Here is a 15,544-nt window from a genome sequence, read left to right as displayed (position 1 = left end):
ACCATGCAGATCACAGTCACGACCCGGGACGGCACGTCACACCCGGTCGAAGCAAGCACCGGTCTGTCCCTCATGCAGAACATCCGCAACGCGGGCGTCGAGGAACTGGAGGCGATCTGCGGCGGCTCGCTCTCCTGCGCGACCTGCCACGTCTACGTCGACAGCCTGCCCGCCTGTGCCGAACTCTCCCCCAGATCGGCGGACGAGGAGGACCTCCTCGACGCCTGTGACGACCTGGCGGAGAACTCCCGGCTGTCCTGCCAGGTCGTCTTCGGCCCTGCCCTCGACGGGATGCGCGTGACGATCGCACCCGAGTCCTGATCGCCCCCCGAGCATTGAGAGAGATGATGACCGAACTGATGCGCGCCGCGCGGCTGCACGCCGTCGGCGAGAAGATGCAGATCGAGGACGTGGAGCGGCCGACCGCGAGCGGCACGGACGTCGTGGTGGCCGTCAGGGGCTGCGGCATGGTGCCGAACCTGGCCAACGTCCTCGCCAACTGGCAGACGTGGTACCCCCAGATGCCACTGCCCCCGCTCCCGGCGATCTTCGGGCTCGACCCCGTGGGCGTCGTGCACGAGATCGGCGAGCAGGTCGTCGGCGTCAGGCCGGGAGACCGCGTCTACGTCAACCCGGGCCGCTCGTGCGGTGCCTGCCACGCCTGCGGGTCGAGCACACCGCAGAAGTGCGACTACTGGACCCTGGGCGGCTACTTCGGCTACAACCCCAACAGCCTCGACATGTTCGCGCGTTACCCCTACGGCGGCTTCTGCGAGTACATGCTCGCGCCGCAGAGCGCACTGGTGAAGATCCCCGACAACCTGGAGTTCCGGCAGGCCACCCGGCTCGGCTACCTCGGCACGTCGTACGCGGCGGTCAAGAAGCTCGGCCCGTTGGCCGGCAAGTCACTGATCGTCAACGGCGCGACGGGCACCCTCGGTGTCGGCGTCACGCTCGTCGCCCTGGCGCTCGGTGTCTCCCGCATCTTCGCCGTCGCGCGCGGTGTACCACTGCTGGAGCGGCTGGCGGAACTCGCCCCGGACCGCATCGAGATCTTCTCCAACCGCGGCGGCGGCACGGAGGCCTGGGTGAAGTCGCGCACCGGGGGCCGGGGCGCGGACTTCATGATCGACACCCTCGGCGCCGTCGCCTCGCTCGACTCGTTGGGGGACGCGATGCACGGGGTCGGCCGCGGCGGCCGGATCGTCAACATCGGCGGTACGGCCGGCGAGTTGGGCGTCGATGTGAAGTGGTGGATGGACGAGCAGATGGAACTCATCGGCTCGGTCTGGTTCACAGCCGCCGAGGGCCTGGAACTGGCCGGGCTGCTGGGCAGCGGAGCGATCGATGTCGCCGTGCTCCAGCCCAAGTCCTGGCCGCTCGACGAGATCAACGACGCGATCTCCGGCGTGTCGAGCGGTGAGGGCGGGTTCACGAGCTACTTCGTGGAGATCTGAGTGCGGTGAGCCGACGCCGGAGTGCCGGGTTCCGCGGCGGCCGGTCCCGACCCCTGCGGGCTTCGGCACGGTAAGGCGGTCGGCAGGCGCAGCGCGGCCTCGCCCACGCGGACAGCGCGCAGGGGCACGCTCGCCGCCTTCTGGTTCCCGCCGACCGGCACAGCACAGCCGATGACGGCGCGCGCGGCGTCCTCCCGGCAGGTGCGCGTGATCACCCAGGGGGCGAGGTACCAGGACGCGGGACAGCCGCCCGCCGTGGCGATATTTCCCCCGGCGTGGAGGAGCACGTCCGGCACGAGGGTTCATCGCGCCCGGCGAGGATCGTTCAGGACGTCGGAGTCCGGATGCTCAGCGAACGCCCACGCCGTGGCTTCGGCGAGCTCGTCGACCGCCGGGCAGGCGGCGTCCAACTGGGCGATCAAAGCCGGGGGTTCATGCCCCAGGACCTCCTCGACAAGCGACGGCTCATCCAAGTGGCCGCTGCGAGGTGAAATCGGTACAGGTCATGAGAACAAGGCGTTCAGATCGGGCTTCTTGTCGCCGAAGAGGCCGTCCTTCTCGCTGAGAGAGGCGAGCTTTTCCAGCGAAGCCATGTCGACCTGCGCCGGCCAGCTGGGCAGCGTGAGGTTCTGCAGGACGTCACCGCTGATCTTGGTGTAGCTGGTGAGGGTCTGGCGTGCCTCGTCGGGGTGGCCTGATGCGTACTGCAGCGACTCGGCCATTGCTTCGGTGAACCTCTTCACCAAGTCGGGGTTCTTCCGTATGAGCTGCGTCGAAGTGAAGTACGTCGCCACGGTGAGCTTCGGGTCTGTCTCGGCGAACGGCGAGGCCACGATACGGGCGCCCTGCGCCTTGGCGATCGTCTGCGCCGGCTCGCCCATCCAGGCGGCGTCCACCCGCCCGGCGTCCAGGGCGGCCGGCATCTGGTCGAACGCGATCTCGACGAACCTGACCTTCGACGGGTCTCCGCCGGCCTTGCGGACCGACTCGCGCACCGTGGTGTCCCCGATGTTCTGCAGGGTGTTCACCGCCACCGTGTGTCCGGCGAGATCCTTGGCCGACTTGATCGAGCTGTCCTTATTGACCGCCACGCCCGTGACGTCGCTGCCAACCTTGCCATTTGAGGCGGCGCCGTTGACCACGGACTTGACCGGAACTCCCTTGACCTGCGCGAGCATCAACGACGTGGTGTTGCTGAACCCGAACTGGAACTGTCCGCTCACCACACCGGGAATGATCGCCGCGCCCCCCTGGGCACTCACCATCTGCAGGTTGATGCCGCGGCTCTTGAAAAACCCCTTCTGCTGCCCCAGATAGAGCGGAGCCACATCGACGATGGGAATGATGCCCACTTTGACCGTCGCCGTCTTGTTCCCTCCCGAGGGCGCAGCATCACTCGTCCCCGACCCCGAAGTCCCACAACCGGCCATGCCGACGAAGGTCATGAGCATTGCCCCAAGCCCGAGAACGCGCCTTTGCATGAGCTCCTCCTGACGGAAAGCACTGTGAACGGCGTGAACACTGCGGTGCATGAACAAGCGCTGCGCAAGAAGGTGGACCTCATGAGCCCTCGGCGACCAGGAGGATGCTTGTGCCGCCGTATGCGCCACCCGACACTCCCGCAGCCCGGCACCGGAGACAGGGGTGACGAGGCAGGAGAGGCAGGCGCAGGACCACGCTTGCCCGGCCGCGGCTCAGCAGCACACCAGATGTTGTGCATTTTGTTGACGGCCGCAATCTACACACCCGCCTTCACCGTGTCAGCACTCCGGACAAGAGAGGTTGCGACAGCTCCGCCTTCGCCACTGCCTCGCGCGCCAGCGGATCCCGCACCCGGCCGCACCTCGTCCAGCCGGTCACCACGCGCTCGTCCGGCTCGCCGATCACGCCGGGCTCGGGCGGAGGTTCGTGGCCGAGGAGGTCGTGCTCGCGGCACCAGGCGTCGTTGTAGACGGTCTCCAGGTAGCGGTGCGGGCCATCCGGAAAGACGGTGGCGATCCGGGTTCCGACGGGGTACGTCCGCGCCACCCACCCGGCCACCAGTGCCACGGCTCCGACACTCCAGCCCCCGGACGCGTAGTGACGGCGAGCCAACTGCCGGCAGGCCCACACCGCCTCGGCCGGGCCCACCCAGTGGACCTCCGCGAAGGCCGCGTAGTCGACGTTGGAGGGGTGGATGCTCGACCCCAGACCCCGCATCAGCCGCGACCCGGCAGGCTGCCCGAAAATCGTCGAGCCGACCGCGTCCACCCCGATAAGCCGCAGCTCGGGACACGACTCGCGCAGTCCCGCCGCGATACCGGCCGAGTGCCCGCCCGTGCCCACCGCCGCCACCAGGACGTCGACACGGCCGAGTTGGGCCATGAGCTCGGCGGCCATCGGGCGGTAGGCGGCCGTATTGTCGGGGTTGTGGTACTGGTCCGGGCAGTACGCGCCCGGTGTGCGGGCCATCAGTTCGGCGACCCGCTCACGGCGGGCCCGCTGCCAGCCTCCGTCGGGATGCGGTGCGGCCACCTGCTCGACGTGCGCGCCGAGTGCGGTGAGCAGCCGGACCATCGACGGCTCCATGCCCGGGTCCGTGACGACGGTGACGGGATGGCCGTAGGTCAGCCCGGCCAGGGCGAGCCCGAGGCCGAGGGTGCCGCTGGAGGACTCGACGATCGGCGCCTCGGGCGCGAGCTCTCCGCGGCGCCGCGCCTCCCGGACCATGTACAGGCCGGGTCGGTCCTTGATGCCGCCGGGGTTGGTGCCTTCCAGCTTGGCGTGGAAGCCGCGGCCCGGCGGGGCGAACGGCTCGTCGATCCACAGGACCGGGGTGTTGCCCACTAGGTGTGCCGGGCGGCGGGCGATCGGGGGAACAGGGGCGTCGGCCCCGACCGAGGCGAGGGATTCGAGCAGGGAGAGATCCATGGGCGTACGGCTCCTTCGCGCCCGCTTGTTCGGGCGGGCGCGGTGCAGGGCGCGCGGGCACGCCTGACCGCGGTCCGCTGCCGTCGCGACGCGGACACGGTGGGGGCGTGCGGGTCGTGCCTACTGCCGCCAGACACAAAGCCTGGAACATGCGGGTCGGCCGCCCGTTGGTGCGAGAGCTCCGCCCCTTGGATCTCCGCGGCCCGGCGATGCGCTCGTGCCGGGTAGATGGACGACCGGCTCGACGAGCTGAGGCACGTGGACCGGACGGTCTGCGGAGACCCGGACACGGTCGACCGCGTGCTCCACGGTGTCATCGAAGACGTCGTGACCATGTCCGTGATCCGGCCCGAATGCCACCGGCTCCGCGGCTGCCGTCGACTGCGCGACGGTCGCAGTGAGCGTGAGCGGCTGGTGGTGGCTGAGAAAGCCCGGCCCGTGCAGGGCACCCAGCAGATGGGATGCCACGAGCAGGATCAGTCCGATGAGCAGGACGGACGGCGCGGGACGACGCTGGACGCGACTGCCGACCATCACATGAATCACACACGCAACGCAGTCGATCGGTTACGAAGGATCACCATACGACGCGGCGCCCTCGCGTCGCCGGCCCCGCGGATTCAGAGTCTCTGAACACCCCAGAAGGCGGCGAGGAGCAGGACGATCACCGCCACCGCTACTCCGCCGGCCACAGCCGCACGTCGCATCCACGGGCTCACACTCCATCGGTTCCCGCAGGTGCCGTCCGCTGCCGCGGCGAACGCGCCGTCGCCACCCTCAAGACCTAGAAAATCCTGACCAAGCTGCGCTGCAGCCCCTCCCGGACGACCGCAACGGTGCAGGCCATCCTCGTTCTCCACCACGTCCAAAACCCGACCGACCAAGGAGGAAAACGCTCAGCAGCCGTGCCGGCCGACCCTAGTGATGAGTTGTCGCGCCCGCACCCGTCATACCTACGACGGGACACGACGAGGCGGAAGGATGACGTGATGAGTGCGGACACGCGGCTGGAGGAGCTGGGCGTGAGCGGGCTGGGCGAGGTCGACGAGCCGGCGTTCTCGGGGCTGGCGGAGCAGCACCGGCGGGAGCTGCACGTGCACTGCTACCGGATGCTCGGGTCGTTCGAGGACGCCGAGGACACCGTGCAGGAGACGTTCCTCCGTGCCTGGCGGCGGCGGGAGACCTTCGAGGGGCGGTCGACGTTCCGGGCCTGGCTGTACCGGATCGCCACCAACGCCTGCCTGGACCTGCTCGCCAAGCGCCGCCCCGAGCCTGCGACCGGCGGCGAGGTGCTGTGGCTGCAGCCCTACCCGGACCGGCTGCTCGACGAGCTGCCCGCGGGCGACGCGGACGAGCCGGAGACCGTCGCCGTCGCGCGGGAGACGATCGAGCTGGCCTACCTGGTCGCAGTCCAGCACCTCGCGCCGCGCCCGCGGGCCGTGCTGATCCTGCGGGACGTGCTCGGCTGGCCGGCGAAGGACGTCGCGGAACACCTCGGGGACTCCGTCAACTCCGTGAACAGTGCGCTGCAGCGGGCCCGCGCCGGCATGCGGGAGCACCTGCCCGCCGAGCGGCAGGACTGGACCGGCGGCGAGGAGGACGCCGGGACACGCGAGCTGGTGCGCCGCTTCACCGACGCGAGCGTCGCCAAGGACGTCGACGGTCTCGCTGCCATGCTGCGGGACGACGTCCGCTGCTCGATGCCGCCCACCCCGGGCCTGTACGTCGGTCGCGACACGGTGGTGAACAACTGGGTCGAGGACGGGTTCGAGGACCTGGGGCGCCTGCGCTGCGTCCTCACGTCGGTAAACCGGCAGCCCGCCCTCGCCTTCTACCTCTGGCGGGAGCAGGAGGGTGCGTACCTGCCGCTGACGATCGACGTCCTGCGCGTCACCGGCGGGGCGATCACCGAGATCGTCATCTTCCACGACGACCAGTTCCCCCGGCTCGGGCTGCCGGAGCGCCTGCCTGCGGACGGCACGGAGTAGTCCCGGTGTGGACGCTCGCGCTGCGCGGTGGCGCGCGTGTCGCGGTGGTCGCGGCCGAGTGGCACGACGCGTTCGGCGTCGTCACCCGCGGGCGGGTGCAGCTGGAGCTGCGCGACGGAGAGCCTGGGCCGGTCCTCGGACGCGACGCCGGGTTCTGGCTCCGCGGCACCGGCGTCCGCGCCCTGCGGAACCCCGGCCGTCGCACGGCGAGGGTGCGCATCGTCACCACCAGGGGCAGGACCGTCACATGCCAGTCAACCCACCCCGTACCCCAGTTACCGAATGACGGAGGAACGACATGAACAGCATGAATGACACCGGGGTCGGCGCAGGCCCGACATCGGGCCGGACCAGCCACACCCACCGACTCCGCGGGCTCGCCGGCACCGGCTTCACTGCCACGCTCGCAGCGATGGTAGCCACCACCCTCGCCGCTGCGCTTGCCCAGGCCGTTGGCGTCGACTTCGAGGTCCCCGATGGTGGCGAGACGATCTCGTTGTCCGGGTTCGCCGTGGTGACCGGCTTCTTCTCGGTCGTGGGCATCGTCATTGCCATCGCTCTTCGTCGTTGGAGCGCTCGCCCTGCCGAGCGATTCGTGTGGACCGCAGTGTCGCTGACCGCGATCTCGTTGGTCCCGCCCCTCCTCTCCGGGGCAAACACCGCCACCGCCACCGCCCTCCTCGGGCTACACCTCGTCCCTGCGACGGTGATGATCCCCACCCTGGCGCGGAGCCTCCGCCCCCGGACCAATTGACGATCCCGCAACGGGACAACGCGCGGCGCAAGGGCGTGCGCGAGCGCACCAACGTGCCCCCGGCGCTGCCACCTCCATTCCAGGTTCCTTTTCTTGGTCAATTCGAAAGCTGAGTCGCAGCCGCAAAGGAACTCGGCTGCCCCGTCGGCCTCCCTGGCCGCGCCTCCAAGCAGGGAGTGTTCGGCCTGACCACAGATGGTCGGGGCCCTCGGTCATTCTGGGTTCGCTGCTGCTTCGAGCGGACAACATGGCCGCGTGGGACAGGTGTTCTCCCGCGATGTTTGCGGAGGAGTGGTCGTTGGTCTTAGTGCTTTCTTCCGAGGCGCGCTGCGCCAAGAGACCGATTCGCGCCCGTCCGGGCATCCATAGTGTGAGCCGCATGAGCGATGCAGCGCACAAGGCCTCCCGTGACCGTGCGATAGACGTAGTCCGGGGCTACACAGACCACGACGCCATGGCAGTTCAAGAGGTACTGGCCGGTCTGGACGCAGGCGGCTGGGTAGAGGTGTACGCCGTCCTGAGTGGTCTGTTGCGCTCCACCATCAGCATCATGGAGTTGACTGACAAGCAGTGGAAACTGGGCGACCTGGTTCGGCGTACCGACGAGGTCGCCGCCGCAGCTCCGCCCCACTACGAGTTCGCCGTCGCCGCGGCAACGCGGGCCTGGGCCCGCGGAGACCAGTCGGCGCTGCGCGCGTTGTCGGGCCAAGACCTCCCTGGGGCCGTGCACATGACGGCAGTAGGCGTCGCCGTTCTGGGTCTGGCGCTGTGGGGCAGGGCCGGATTCCTCAATGTTCTCAAGGGGTTCCACGAAACCGCCACGGCGCTCGTGAACGATCGGCCTTCCGGCGTCTGACCGCTCGAACCGCGGCGTCCGGAGATCAGACTCTCGCCGGCTTCGTCGTCGATGCCACCTGCCTGCGGAGCCGGCGAGAACCCCACACTTCCTGCCCAGAGGCTGAACTCTTCACAGAATCGGGGTGCTTCGCTTGTCCAGAGCCGCGCTGAACCGGATCGTCGCCGGCGAGTTCCTCATGGGCGCGCCGGCTCCGGACGGTCAGGTCGCGCCATGAATTTCCGGACTCCGCTGTCCGCTCTGTTCCCCGGGACCTCAGGTCGGCTTCTCACGGCCCTCGTCGATCACCACGCCACCGGCGCCGCCAGGCCGCTGACGCTCGACGAGCTGTCCAAGGACGCCGCGGTGACGTCCTCCCAGTCGGAAGCAGCACTCTTCCGCCTAGGCCTGCTCGGCCTCATCGTCCCCAGACGCAAAGGAGAAGTCGTACGTCTCGTCGCAGGCCACATCGTCTGGACCGCTCTGGGTCAACTGACAGACCTGCGTGGCCGCGTCATCGACGCGGTCCGCGAGCAGGCGCTGGGCCACCTCCACCCAGCACCGGACTACCTCGCACTGAGTGGCGCCGTCATCGAGGGAACGGCAGCACATCCTGCGGACGTACTGGAGCTGATCGTCGTTCCGCCGGCAATCGCCCCGGCTGACTGGCGGAACGGCGTCGCCGCTCTCGTCACGCAGCTGTCCCTTGACCTGGGTAACGTCGTCGTCCACCGAAGTGCCCATGACGCCCAAGTGGCGGAGGCCATGGGGTGGAAAGAGCGTCGTACGCGTCTTCCCACTGTGATGGCCAGGGGCAGCCTGTCAGGGTTCGGATCTCCGACGTTCTCCTCCGTCGGCTCCGGTCACCCGCCGTACCAGGTCCACTCAGGTGGCCAAGAGACGCGCGGCGGTGACCTGGTACTCGTTGCGCAGGTGGTCCACGGTCTCGAAGTTCACGAAAGCGAGCACCGAACCGCCCTGACCGACGCGTGCGTCCGCGGTACTCGGGTGGTACCGCGGAACACGTCGCCTGTCCCCTCAGCTTCTGCCCCTCACCGGAGCTTGGCGGTGATGCGGTATCGACCGGACGTCAACCGGCAGACGTAAACACCGTCGGTGTGACCGATGAAGCGCGCACCCTCTGCTCTCGCCAGGGGAGTTCGTCCTTCGCGGACGGAATCGACCGACGCCGCCGGAAGTCGCAGTTCTGCCTCGCTGTTCGCGGGCACCGCCACGTCGTACACGAGGTCCCTGCCGCTGTCTTCGAGCTTCCACTCGCTCTCGATCACGCCGTACGGCGACTCGTACGAGCCGGACACCTGAGTGATCCTGCCGGTCGGGTCGATGTGGGGCTGGAGCACGAAATGCTTGAAGCCGGGGCTCTCCGGATCGCGGGCGATGCCGGCCATGTACGCGTACATCCACTCCATGATCGCGCCGTAGGCGTAGTGGTTGAAGGAGTTCATGCTGACCGGGCCGAAGCCGGCGTCCTTGGAGTAGGAGTTCCAGCGCTCCCAGACGGTGGTGGCACCGTTCTTCACGGAGAAGAGCCAGGAGGGCAGCGCGTCCTGGTGCAGCAGCTTGTACGCCAGGTCCCCGCGGCCCTCGTCGGTGAGGACGGGAGCGAGGACGTTGACGCCGAGGAAGCCGACGGACAGCGTGTTTTCGGCGTACTTGACCCGGCTGCTGTTCGGGTGCGCCGCCTTGTAGGCCGCGTCGTTGCCGATGTTGGCCGCCAGCAGCCCGACCAGTGTGCGGCGTTGGGCCTCCGTCTCGTAGAAGCCGAGCTTGAGGACCCATAGCAGTGCTGTCTGGCTGTTGTCCTCCGTCTTCTGGTTGGGGTCGGCGCCCGGTTCGATCGGGGAGGCGTCGCCGAGGCTGGACTTGACGGTGACCGTGCCGCCCTCGGCGCTCAAGTACTTGGCCGTGAACGCCTGCTTGATACGGGCGAGGAGCCGGTCGTACGTCTCCCCCTCCGCCGGCCGGCCGATCGAACGGGCCAGCTGCGCCATCAGCTTGGCGACATAGCCGTAATAGATGTCGCTCATCATCTGGGCGCTGGTCTTCTGCGGCGCCAGCCAGTCACCGGTGAGAGAGCCCTGTCCGGCATAGGTGTCACCGGTCTGCTGCCGGATCCAGTCCAGGTAGCGGGTCAGTGCCGGCCAGCTGCGCTCGACCACGGTCGCGTCGCCGGTCATCTGCCATACCGTCCATGGGAGTACGACCCCGCAGTCGGCCCAACCGCTGCCGCCTCCGGGGAAGTTGTACCGTCCGCCGGGGGCGACGCCGGTGAACTGCGCCTTGTCCGCGCCGTAGATGACAGCCGAATCGACGACGGTGTCCTGGAAGTGGCTGAGGAAGACACCGGCGTCCGCGTTGTAGAGGCCGGTCGTGGAGAAGACCTGGGTGTCGCCGGTCCAGCCGAGGCGTTCGTCGCGTTGCGGGCAGTCGGTGGGTACCCAGAGGTAGTTGCCGCGCTGGCCCCACCGTATGTTGCTCGCCAGCTGGTTGATGTCGGGATTGTTGGTGGTGACGGTGCCGATCTCGCGGATCGCGGAGGTGGCGACCTTTCCGGTCAGGCCGGTGATCGTGACGGTGTCCGTCGCGGTGACGGACACGTAGCGGAAGCCGTAGAAGGTCAGGGAGTCCTGGTGGGTCTCGCCGTCGCTGTCACCCTTGAGGATGTACGTGCTGGTGGCCTTGGCGCTGCGGAGGTTGGCCCGGTAGATGGAGCCCTCGGGGCCGTCCGCGCCGGCGCTGTCGTCGTTGAGCATCTCGCCGAACCTGAACTCGACTTGTGCTCCGGCCGGTCCGCGCAGGCTGTAGCGGGCCACGCCGACCATGTTCTGGCCGAGGTCGAAGACGGCCGTCTCGCCGCTGCCGATCGTGACCGGGGCGGAAGCCGCTTTCGCGGGGTCCGTCACCGTCCGGGTCGGGTCCACGACGATGCGCCCCCTGCCGTTGGCACTGCCGTCCTGTCCGGTCACTCCGGTGGCGACGGTGATCGACTGCGGTCGCCGGTCCCAGCGGTGCATGAAGCGAGCGGTCTCGCCCGGGTAGGCGAGGAGTTGCACGTCGGGGTACTTGTCCTCGAAGACGACTCGTTCCACGTCGGACCAGGCGGAGTCGTCGAAGCCGTGCGCCGTCCAACCCGCAAGTTCCTTGCGGGCGTCGTAGGTCTGGCCGTCGTAGATGTCGTCGGCCCGGTAGGGGCCGGTGTCCGTGGCCTTCCAGCCTCCGTCCGGTCTGGTGACGACCGTCTGCGTCGTGCCGTCGGCGTACCTGATCAGCAACTTGGCCTTCACCGCCAGGGCGTTGCCGTCCTTCGAGTAGTACGTACTGCCGTCGGAGATGCGGCCGTTGTACCAGCCGTTGCCGAGGACGGTGGCGAGCGTGACGGCTCGCTCCCGGGTCACGAGGTCCGTGACGTCGTAGGTCAGGTAGTTGAGGCGCGCGTCGTAGTTGGTCCAACCCGGGGGCAGCAGTTCGGTCGTGGTGCCGCCGTCCTGCGGGACGGTGACGTGGTGGCCGTTGACGTAGGCGTCGTAGACGCCGAGGGCCGAGACGTACAGTCGTGCCTCGCGGACCCGGGACCGGTTCTTCAGGGCTGCTCCTGTCCGCAGCATGGGTGCGCCGGCCGAGTTGGGGGTCTTCCCCTGCATCCCGATCCATTGCGCGCCGTCCCATCCGGACACGCCGTCGGTGGTCATCAGGCCGGTCTCGAAGAACGCGGGAGACGCGGTGCCGGCCGGGCGGCCTTCGGCGTCCCAGACGCTGACGGTCCAGTGGTAGCGGGTCGAGGGCCTCATGGCCTTGCCCCCGTAGCGGACGGCCACCGAGTCGGGCGAGGTGACACGGCCACTGTTCCAGACATCGGCACGGGCCCCGGCACCGGTCAGCTTGTCCGGAGAACTCGCGACAAGGATCTGGTACGCGCCCTGGCTCCGCCCCCGGGCGGCGGACCGCATGCGCCACCCGAAGCGGGGCCGGGCAGCGTCCATGCCCAAGGGATCGGTGCGGTGTTCCACGGTCAGGCCCGACACCGAGCCGCCCTGCGCGCGAGGCGACGCTTCTGCCGCCGCACTCGTTCCGCCGCCCATGGCACCAGCCCCTAGAGACATTGCGCCGCCTGTCGCGGCGAGCACGGTACGACGACGGACTCCCGTTCTGTCACTGCCGGTAGAAATTCCCTCCTCGGCATCGCGGTCGGCGCCGTCTGCACTGCGTGCTTCATGGTTCACACCGTCTTCCTTTCGGTTCCCGGTACCGATCACGGGTCGGCTCGGGCATGGAGTTGTCCGCTGAAGAGCTCCTTGAACCGCGGATCTACTGGGTGTCGCGGGTGGTGAACGTGTGTCTCCCCGAGGCCACGGCGTAGGTGGCCCGGTCCCCCTGCAAGCCCCGGAACACCGCACCGTCTCCGGCCACTTGGGCTGTGCGTCCGCCGGTCGGCACCCGGACCTCTGCCGTGGTGTTGGGCGGGAGCTCGACGTCGAGCCGGAACCTGCCGTTCTCACGGATCCACCGGGCGGACACCACGCCGTACGGGGTGCGGTAGCTGCCCTCGACATGGGTGAGTCCGCCGACCGGGCGAGGGTCGATCACCAACTCGCGGTAGTCGGCCTTGTCGGGCGCCCGGCGGATGCCTGCCAGGCCGCTGTGGAACCACTCCTCGATCTGCAGCAGGATCATGTGGTTCTTGGAGTTGCCCATGTCCCACTGCTCGGGAACGGTCGTCAGGCCGTGGGGATTGGCTGTCGTGGGCGCCATGAAGTAGCCGTAGCCGGGACGGGTGTCCTCCTGGAGGACCTCCCAGAGGACGTCGTCGCGGCCCCCCTCGTGCAGAGCCCTGACGATGGGCGCGAGCCCTATGGTGCCGCCACTGAGATGCGGCCCGCCCCCGAACGGCTGGTGGGCACGGACCAGTTCGACCAGCGCGTCGAGGACCTTCCCGCGTTCGCCTTCCGGTACCAGTCCCTCGTCCAGCGCGAGCGCTTGGGCGGCCTGGGTCGCCCCGGCACTGCCCTGCTCGCCCTCGGCTGTGTACCGGCCGAGCGCCGCGTTGTAGAAGGCGTCGTTGAAAGCGTCCTTGATGCTGGAGGCGAGGTTGCGGTACGCGGACGCGTCGGCATTGCGTCCGATCAGCGCTGCCATACGAGCCATGCGGTCGGCGATCTGGTGGTAGGCCCAGGTTCCGGTGATGCGGCCCGAGGTGTTCTCACTGGCGATCCAGTCGGCCAGTGCGGCGTCGACAATGTAGGCGTCCGCGCCGGTGCCGGCCTTCTTGGTCCTGACGTAGTCCAGAAAGGCCTGCATCTGCGGGTAGTAGCGGCGCATCGTGCGGGTGTCGCCGTACGTCTCGTACAGCAGCCAGGGCACCAGGACGATGCCGTCACCCCAGTTGATCTCGTCGCCGAACCGGCCGGTGTACCCCCAGTCGTACACCGGGGCCTTGAGCGCCACGTTGCCGATGTTGTCGCCGGACCTGGACTGGCCCTCCGCCAGGTGCCGCTCCATGGTGCGCAGGTAGGCGGAGTATCCGAAGGTGCGGTGCAGGGAGCCGAAAGGCTGCACATAGTCGGCGGGATAGGCGAGCTTTTCGCGGCCGGGACAGTCCGTGAAGGTGGACATGGTGTTGCTCATGATCGAGTAACGGGCCATGCGGTGAATGCGGTTGATCCGCTCGTCGGAGGTCCGCACGGAGCCGGCATCCGGCACGTCCGCGTGGATCTGCAGGCCGGTGACCGTGTCCCGGATCGGTATGTAGCCCTCGGGCAGGCCCGTCACCTGAAGCCACTGCATGCCGAAGTAGTGGAACTGCGGATGCCACCTCTCGCCACGCTCGTCGCCGTACGACGTGTAGGCGGCGAACACGTTGGTGCCGCGGGCGGCACCGCCGCCCATGATCGACGCCTGGTTGACGGTGCCGTCGGCGTTGAGCGACTCGGCGGGATACACCTTGACGGTGGTACCGGCCGGGAGCGGGCCGTCGAGCGCGAGCAGCGGCCAGCCGGCGAAGTTCTGCCCGAAGTCGAAGACCCACACGCCGGGCTGCGGCTGTGTGACGCTGACCGGACGAAGTCTGTCGACGACCTTGAGCGGCTCGGCCACCCGCCAGACCAGTTCGGTGGTCAGGTTCGGCGGCGGGGCGATGCTGGCGTCGACCCAGCCCATGGCAGTCCCGTCGCGCCGCCTCGCCGAGGAGCCGAGGTCCGCGCCGGGAGCGGTCCAGGCGGGCTGCTCGCGACGGGCGTCGTAGTCGGAGCCGGAGTACCAGTTGGCTGTGGTGGTCGGGCCGAGGGCCGTCTTCCACGAGCGGTCGCTGACGACGGTCTCGACCGTCCCGTCGGCGTGGGTGAGTTCCAGACGGGTGATCAGCCGGGGCGTGACGGCGGCGCCCGCGCTCGGGTCGGTGCTCGCAAGGGAGTTGCCGGAGCCGGTGACGGCGGCGCCATTCTCGTGGCCGGAGGCCAGCGCGGGCTCGAAGGTGAGGCCGGTGCCGTCGGCGCCGGCGGTGCCGATCACGGTGATGGTGCGCGACTCCAGGTGCTCGCCGCCGTCGCCGGTGTCGATGTTGACGGTGCCGCCGACGTGATAGTTCGCCACGCTGCTCACCTTGACGGCGGTGGCGCCCCGGACAGCAGGCGCGACGAGGCTGCCGCTGCCCTTGAACTGGCTCTGCCACCAGCTGTACGGGGCGGTGCGGCCGGTGGTCGGATTCGTCACCGACCGGGTCACCAAGGCCGTGCCATGGCCCAGTTCGACGCCCAGGGTGTTCTCACCGGGGCGGATGAGGCGAGAGACGTCGTAGACCCGGTATTCGGTGGAGAGTTGGTAGTTGGAGTTGCCGGGAGCGAGCACCTCGTCGGTGACGGGTTTGGCATTGAGCCGGGCCACGTGCAGTCCGACACCTGAGAGGTACAGCCTCGCCCTGACGACCCTGCCCCGGCGCTCGTCCACGCGGAAGGCGCGGGCGAAGACGGGCAGCGGCTGGTCGACGGCGCGGCCCGGGTACTCGATCCACCGGGCCTCGCCCCAGTCGGAGCGCTTGAGGAGCCCCATCTCCCATGAGGCGGAGCGGCTCCACGGTGTCGCGTGGCCGTCGGCGCTCCACGCCCGCACTTGCCAGACGACCCGGTCGCGCGAGGCCGGCGCGGGACCGCGCCATGCGATGTCCGTCTGGGCCGACGAGCGGACCTTGCCGCTGTCCCACAGCAATCGGCCCCTGTCGAGCTCCTCTTCCGTGCGCGCCGCGAGGATCCGGTAGGCGGACTGTGTCCATCCCGCACCGGCGCCCACCACCCGCCAGCTCAGTCGCGGTGCGGGATCGTCGACACCGAGCGGGCTGTCCTCGCGACCGTCGACGGCGAGACCGGTGACCTTCGTTCCCTGTCCGTCACCTTCTTCGCCGGCGTAGGCGGCCTGCGTGGGGAGCCATGAGGCCGCGGGCAGAGCCAGCCCGGCCGCGGAGACGGCCATGGTGCCGACCACCTGTCTACGGCTCAGGGCCGCGCTCGGGACATCGGGCATGCCACGACCTCCAATGATTTGAACGTTTCAATCAGGTGCCAGAGGGCGCCGTCGGCCACCGCCGGCGGCC

Annotated in this window: 12 protein-coding genes and 1 pseudogene; 7 read left to right on the top strand and 6 right to left on the bottom strand. The window is 69.0% G+C overall.

Features of this window, described 5'->3' with window-relative positions:
- Positions 1–3 precede the first annotated feature (3 nt).
- Positions 4–321, top strand: coding sequence for a 2Fe-2S iron-sulfur cluster-binding protein (locus OG303_RS48425; RefSeq protein WP_405876426.1), 318 nt, complete (start codon positions 4–6; stop codon positions 319–321).
- A 23-nt stretch (positions 322–344) separates the two neighbouring features.
- On the top strand, positions 345–1,457 hold the full coding sequence (locus tag OG303_RS48420; protein ID WP_405876425.1) for an alcohol dehydrogenase catalytic domain-containing protein: 1,113 nt from the start codon (positions 345–347) through the stop codon (positions 1,455–1,457).
- Here the strand turns inward: OG303_RS48420 and OG303_RS48415 are convergent.
- The 3 genes from OG303_RS48415 to OG303_RS48405 form a co-directional block, all read right to left on the bottom strand.
- On the bottom strand, positions 1,439–1,753 hold the full coding sequence (locus tag OG303_RS48415; RefSeq protein WP_405876424.1) for a hypothetical protein: 315 nt from the start codon (positions 1,751–1,753) through the stop codon (positions 1,439–1,441). The two genes, OG303_RS48420 and OG303_RS48415, sit on opposite strands and share 19 nt — an antisense overlap.
- Before the next feature lie 207 nt (positions 1,754–1,960).
- The gene (locus OG303_RS48410; protein ID WP_405876423.1) at positions 1,961–2,938 is read right to left on the bottom strand and encodes an ABC transporter substrate-binding protein; all 978 of its coding nucleotides are present in this window, start codon (positions 2,936–2,938) and stop codon (positions 1,961–1,963) included.
- 271 nt (positions 2,939–3,209) lie between these two features.
- A complete protein-coding gene (locus tag OG303_RS48405) occupies positions 3,210–4,367 on the bottom strand; it encodes a PLP-dependent cysteine synthase family protein (protein WP_405876422.1) in 1,158 nt (385 codons plus the stop codon).
- 228 nt (positions 4,368–4,595) lie between these two features.
- Here OG303_RS48405 and OG303_RS48400 point away from each other — a divergent pair, with 228 nt between their 5' ends.
- The 5 genes and pseudogenes from OG303_RS48400 to OG303_RS48380 all read left to right on the top strand — a co-directional run bounded on the left by OG303_RS48400 (position 4,596) and on the right by OG303_RS48380 (position 7,965).
- Complete coding sequence (locus OG303_RS48400) at positions 4,596–5,000, top strand: hypothetical protein (RefSeq protein WP_405876421.1); 405 nt, start codon at positions 4,596–4,598, stop codon at positions 4,998–5,000.
- Between the two features lie 113 nt (positions 5,001–5,113).
- A pseudogene (locus OG303_RS48395) lies at positions 5,114–5,236 on the top strand (IS5/IS1182 family transposase); the annotation flags it as partial.
- Positions 5,237–5,356: 120 nt separating this feature from the next.
- On the top strand, positions 5,357–6,355 hold the full coding sequence (locus tag OG303_RS48390) for an RNA polymerase subunit sigma-70 (RefSeq protein ID WP_405876420.1): 999 nt from the start codon (positions 5,357–5,359) through the stop codon (positions 6,353–6,355).
- A 298-nt stretch (positions 6,356–6,653) separates the two neighbouring features.
- A complete protein-coding gene (locus OG303_RS48385) occupies positions 6,654–7,109 on the top strand; it encodes a DUF6069 family protein (protein WP_405876419.1) in 456 nt (151 codons plus the stop codon).
- Positions 7,110–7,488: 379 nt separating this feature from the next.
- Positions 7,489–7,965: a hypothetical protein gene (locus OG303_RS48380; RefSeq protein ID WP_405876418.1), complete on the top strand. Its 477-nt coding sequence runs from the start codon at positions 7,489–7,491 to the stop codon at positions 7,963–7,965.
- A gap of 381 nt (positions 7,966–8,346) precedes the next feature.
- On the opposite strand, the gene OG303_RS48375 is transcribed toward OG303_RS48380, so the two are convergent.
- The 3 genes from OG303_RS48375 to OG303_RS48365 form a co-directional block, all read right to left on the bottom strand.
- A complete protein-coding gene (locus tag OG303_RS48375; protein ID WP_405876417.1) occupies positions 8,347–8,676 on the bottom strand; it encodes a hypothetical protein in 330 nt (109 codons plus the stop codon).
- Positions 8,677–8,996: 320 nt separating this feature from the next.
- The gene (locus OG303_RS48370; RefSeq protein WP_405876416.1) at positions 8,997–12,044 is read right to left on the bottom strand and encodes a family 78 glycoside hydrolase catalytic domain; all 3,048 of its coding nucleotides are present in this window, start codon (positions 12,042–12,044) and stop codon (positions 8,997–8,999) included.
- A 226-nt stretch (positions 12,045–12,270) separates the two neighbouring features.
- A complete protein-coding gene (locus OG303_RS48365) occupies positions 12,271–15,474 on the bottom strand; it encodes a family 78 glycoside hydrolase catalytic domain (protein ID WP_405876415.1) in 3,204 nt (1,067 codons plus the stop codon).
- Positions 15,475–15,544: the final 70 nt, after the last annotated feature.

The organism is Streptomyces sp. NBC_00005 (assembly GCF_045160215.1).
Lineage (GTDB): Bacteria > Actinomycetota > Actinomycetes > Streptomycetales > Streptomycetaceae > Streptomyces.
The sequence above is the reverse complement of the archived record's forward strand: the minus strand, read 5'-3'. Positions and strand labels throughout refer to the sequence as shown.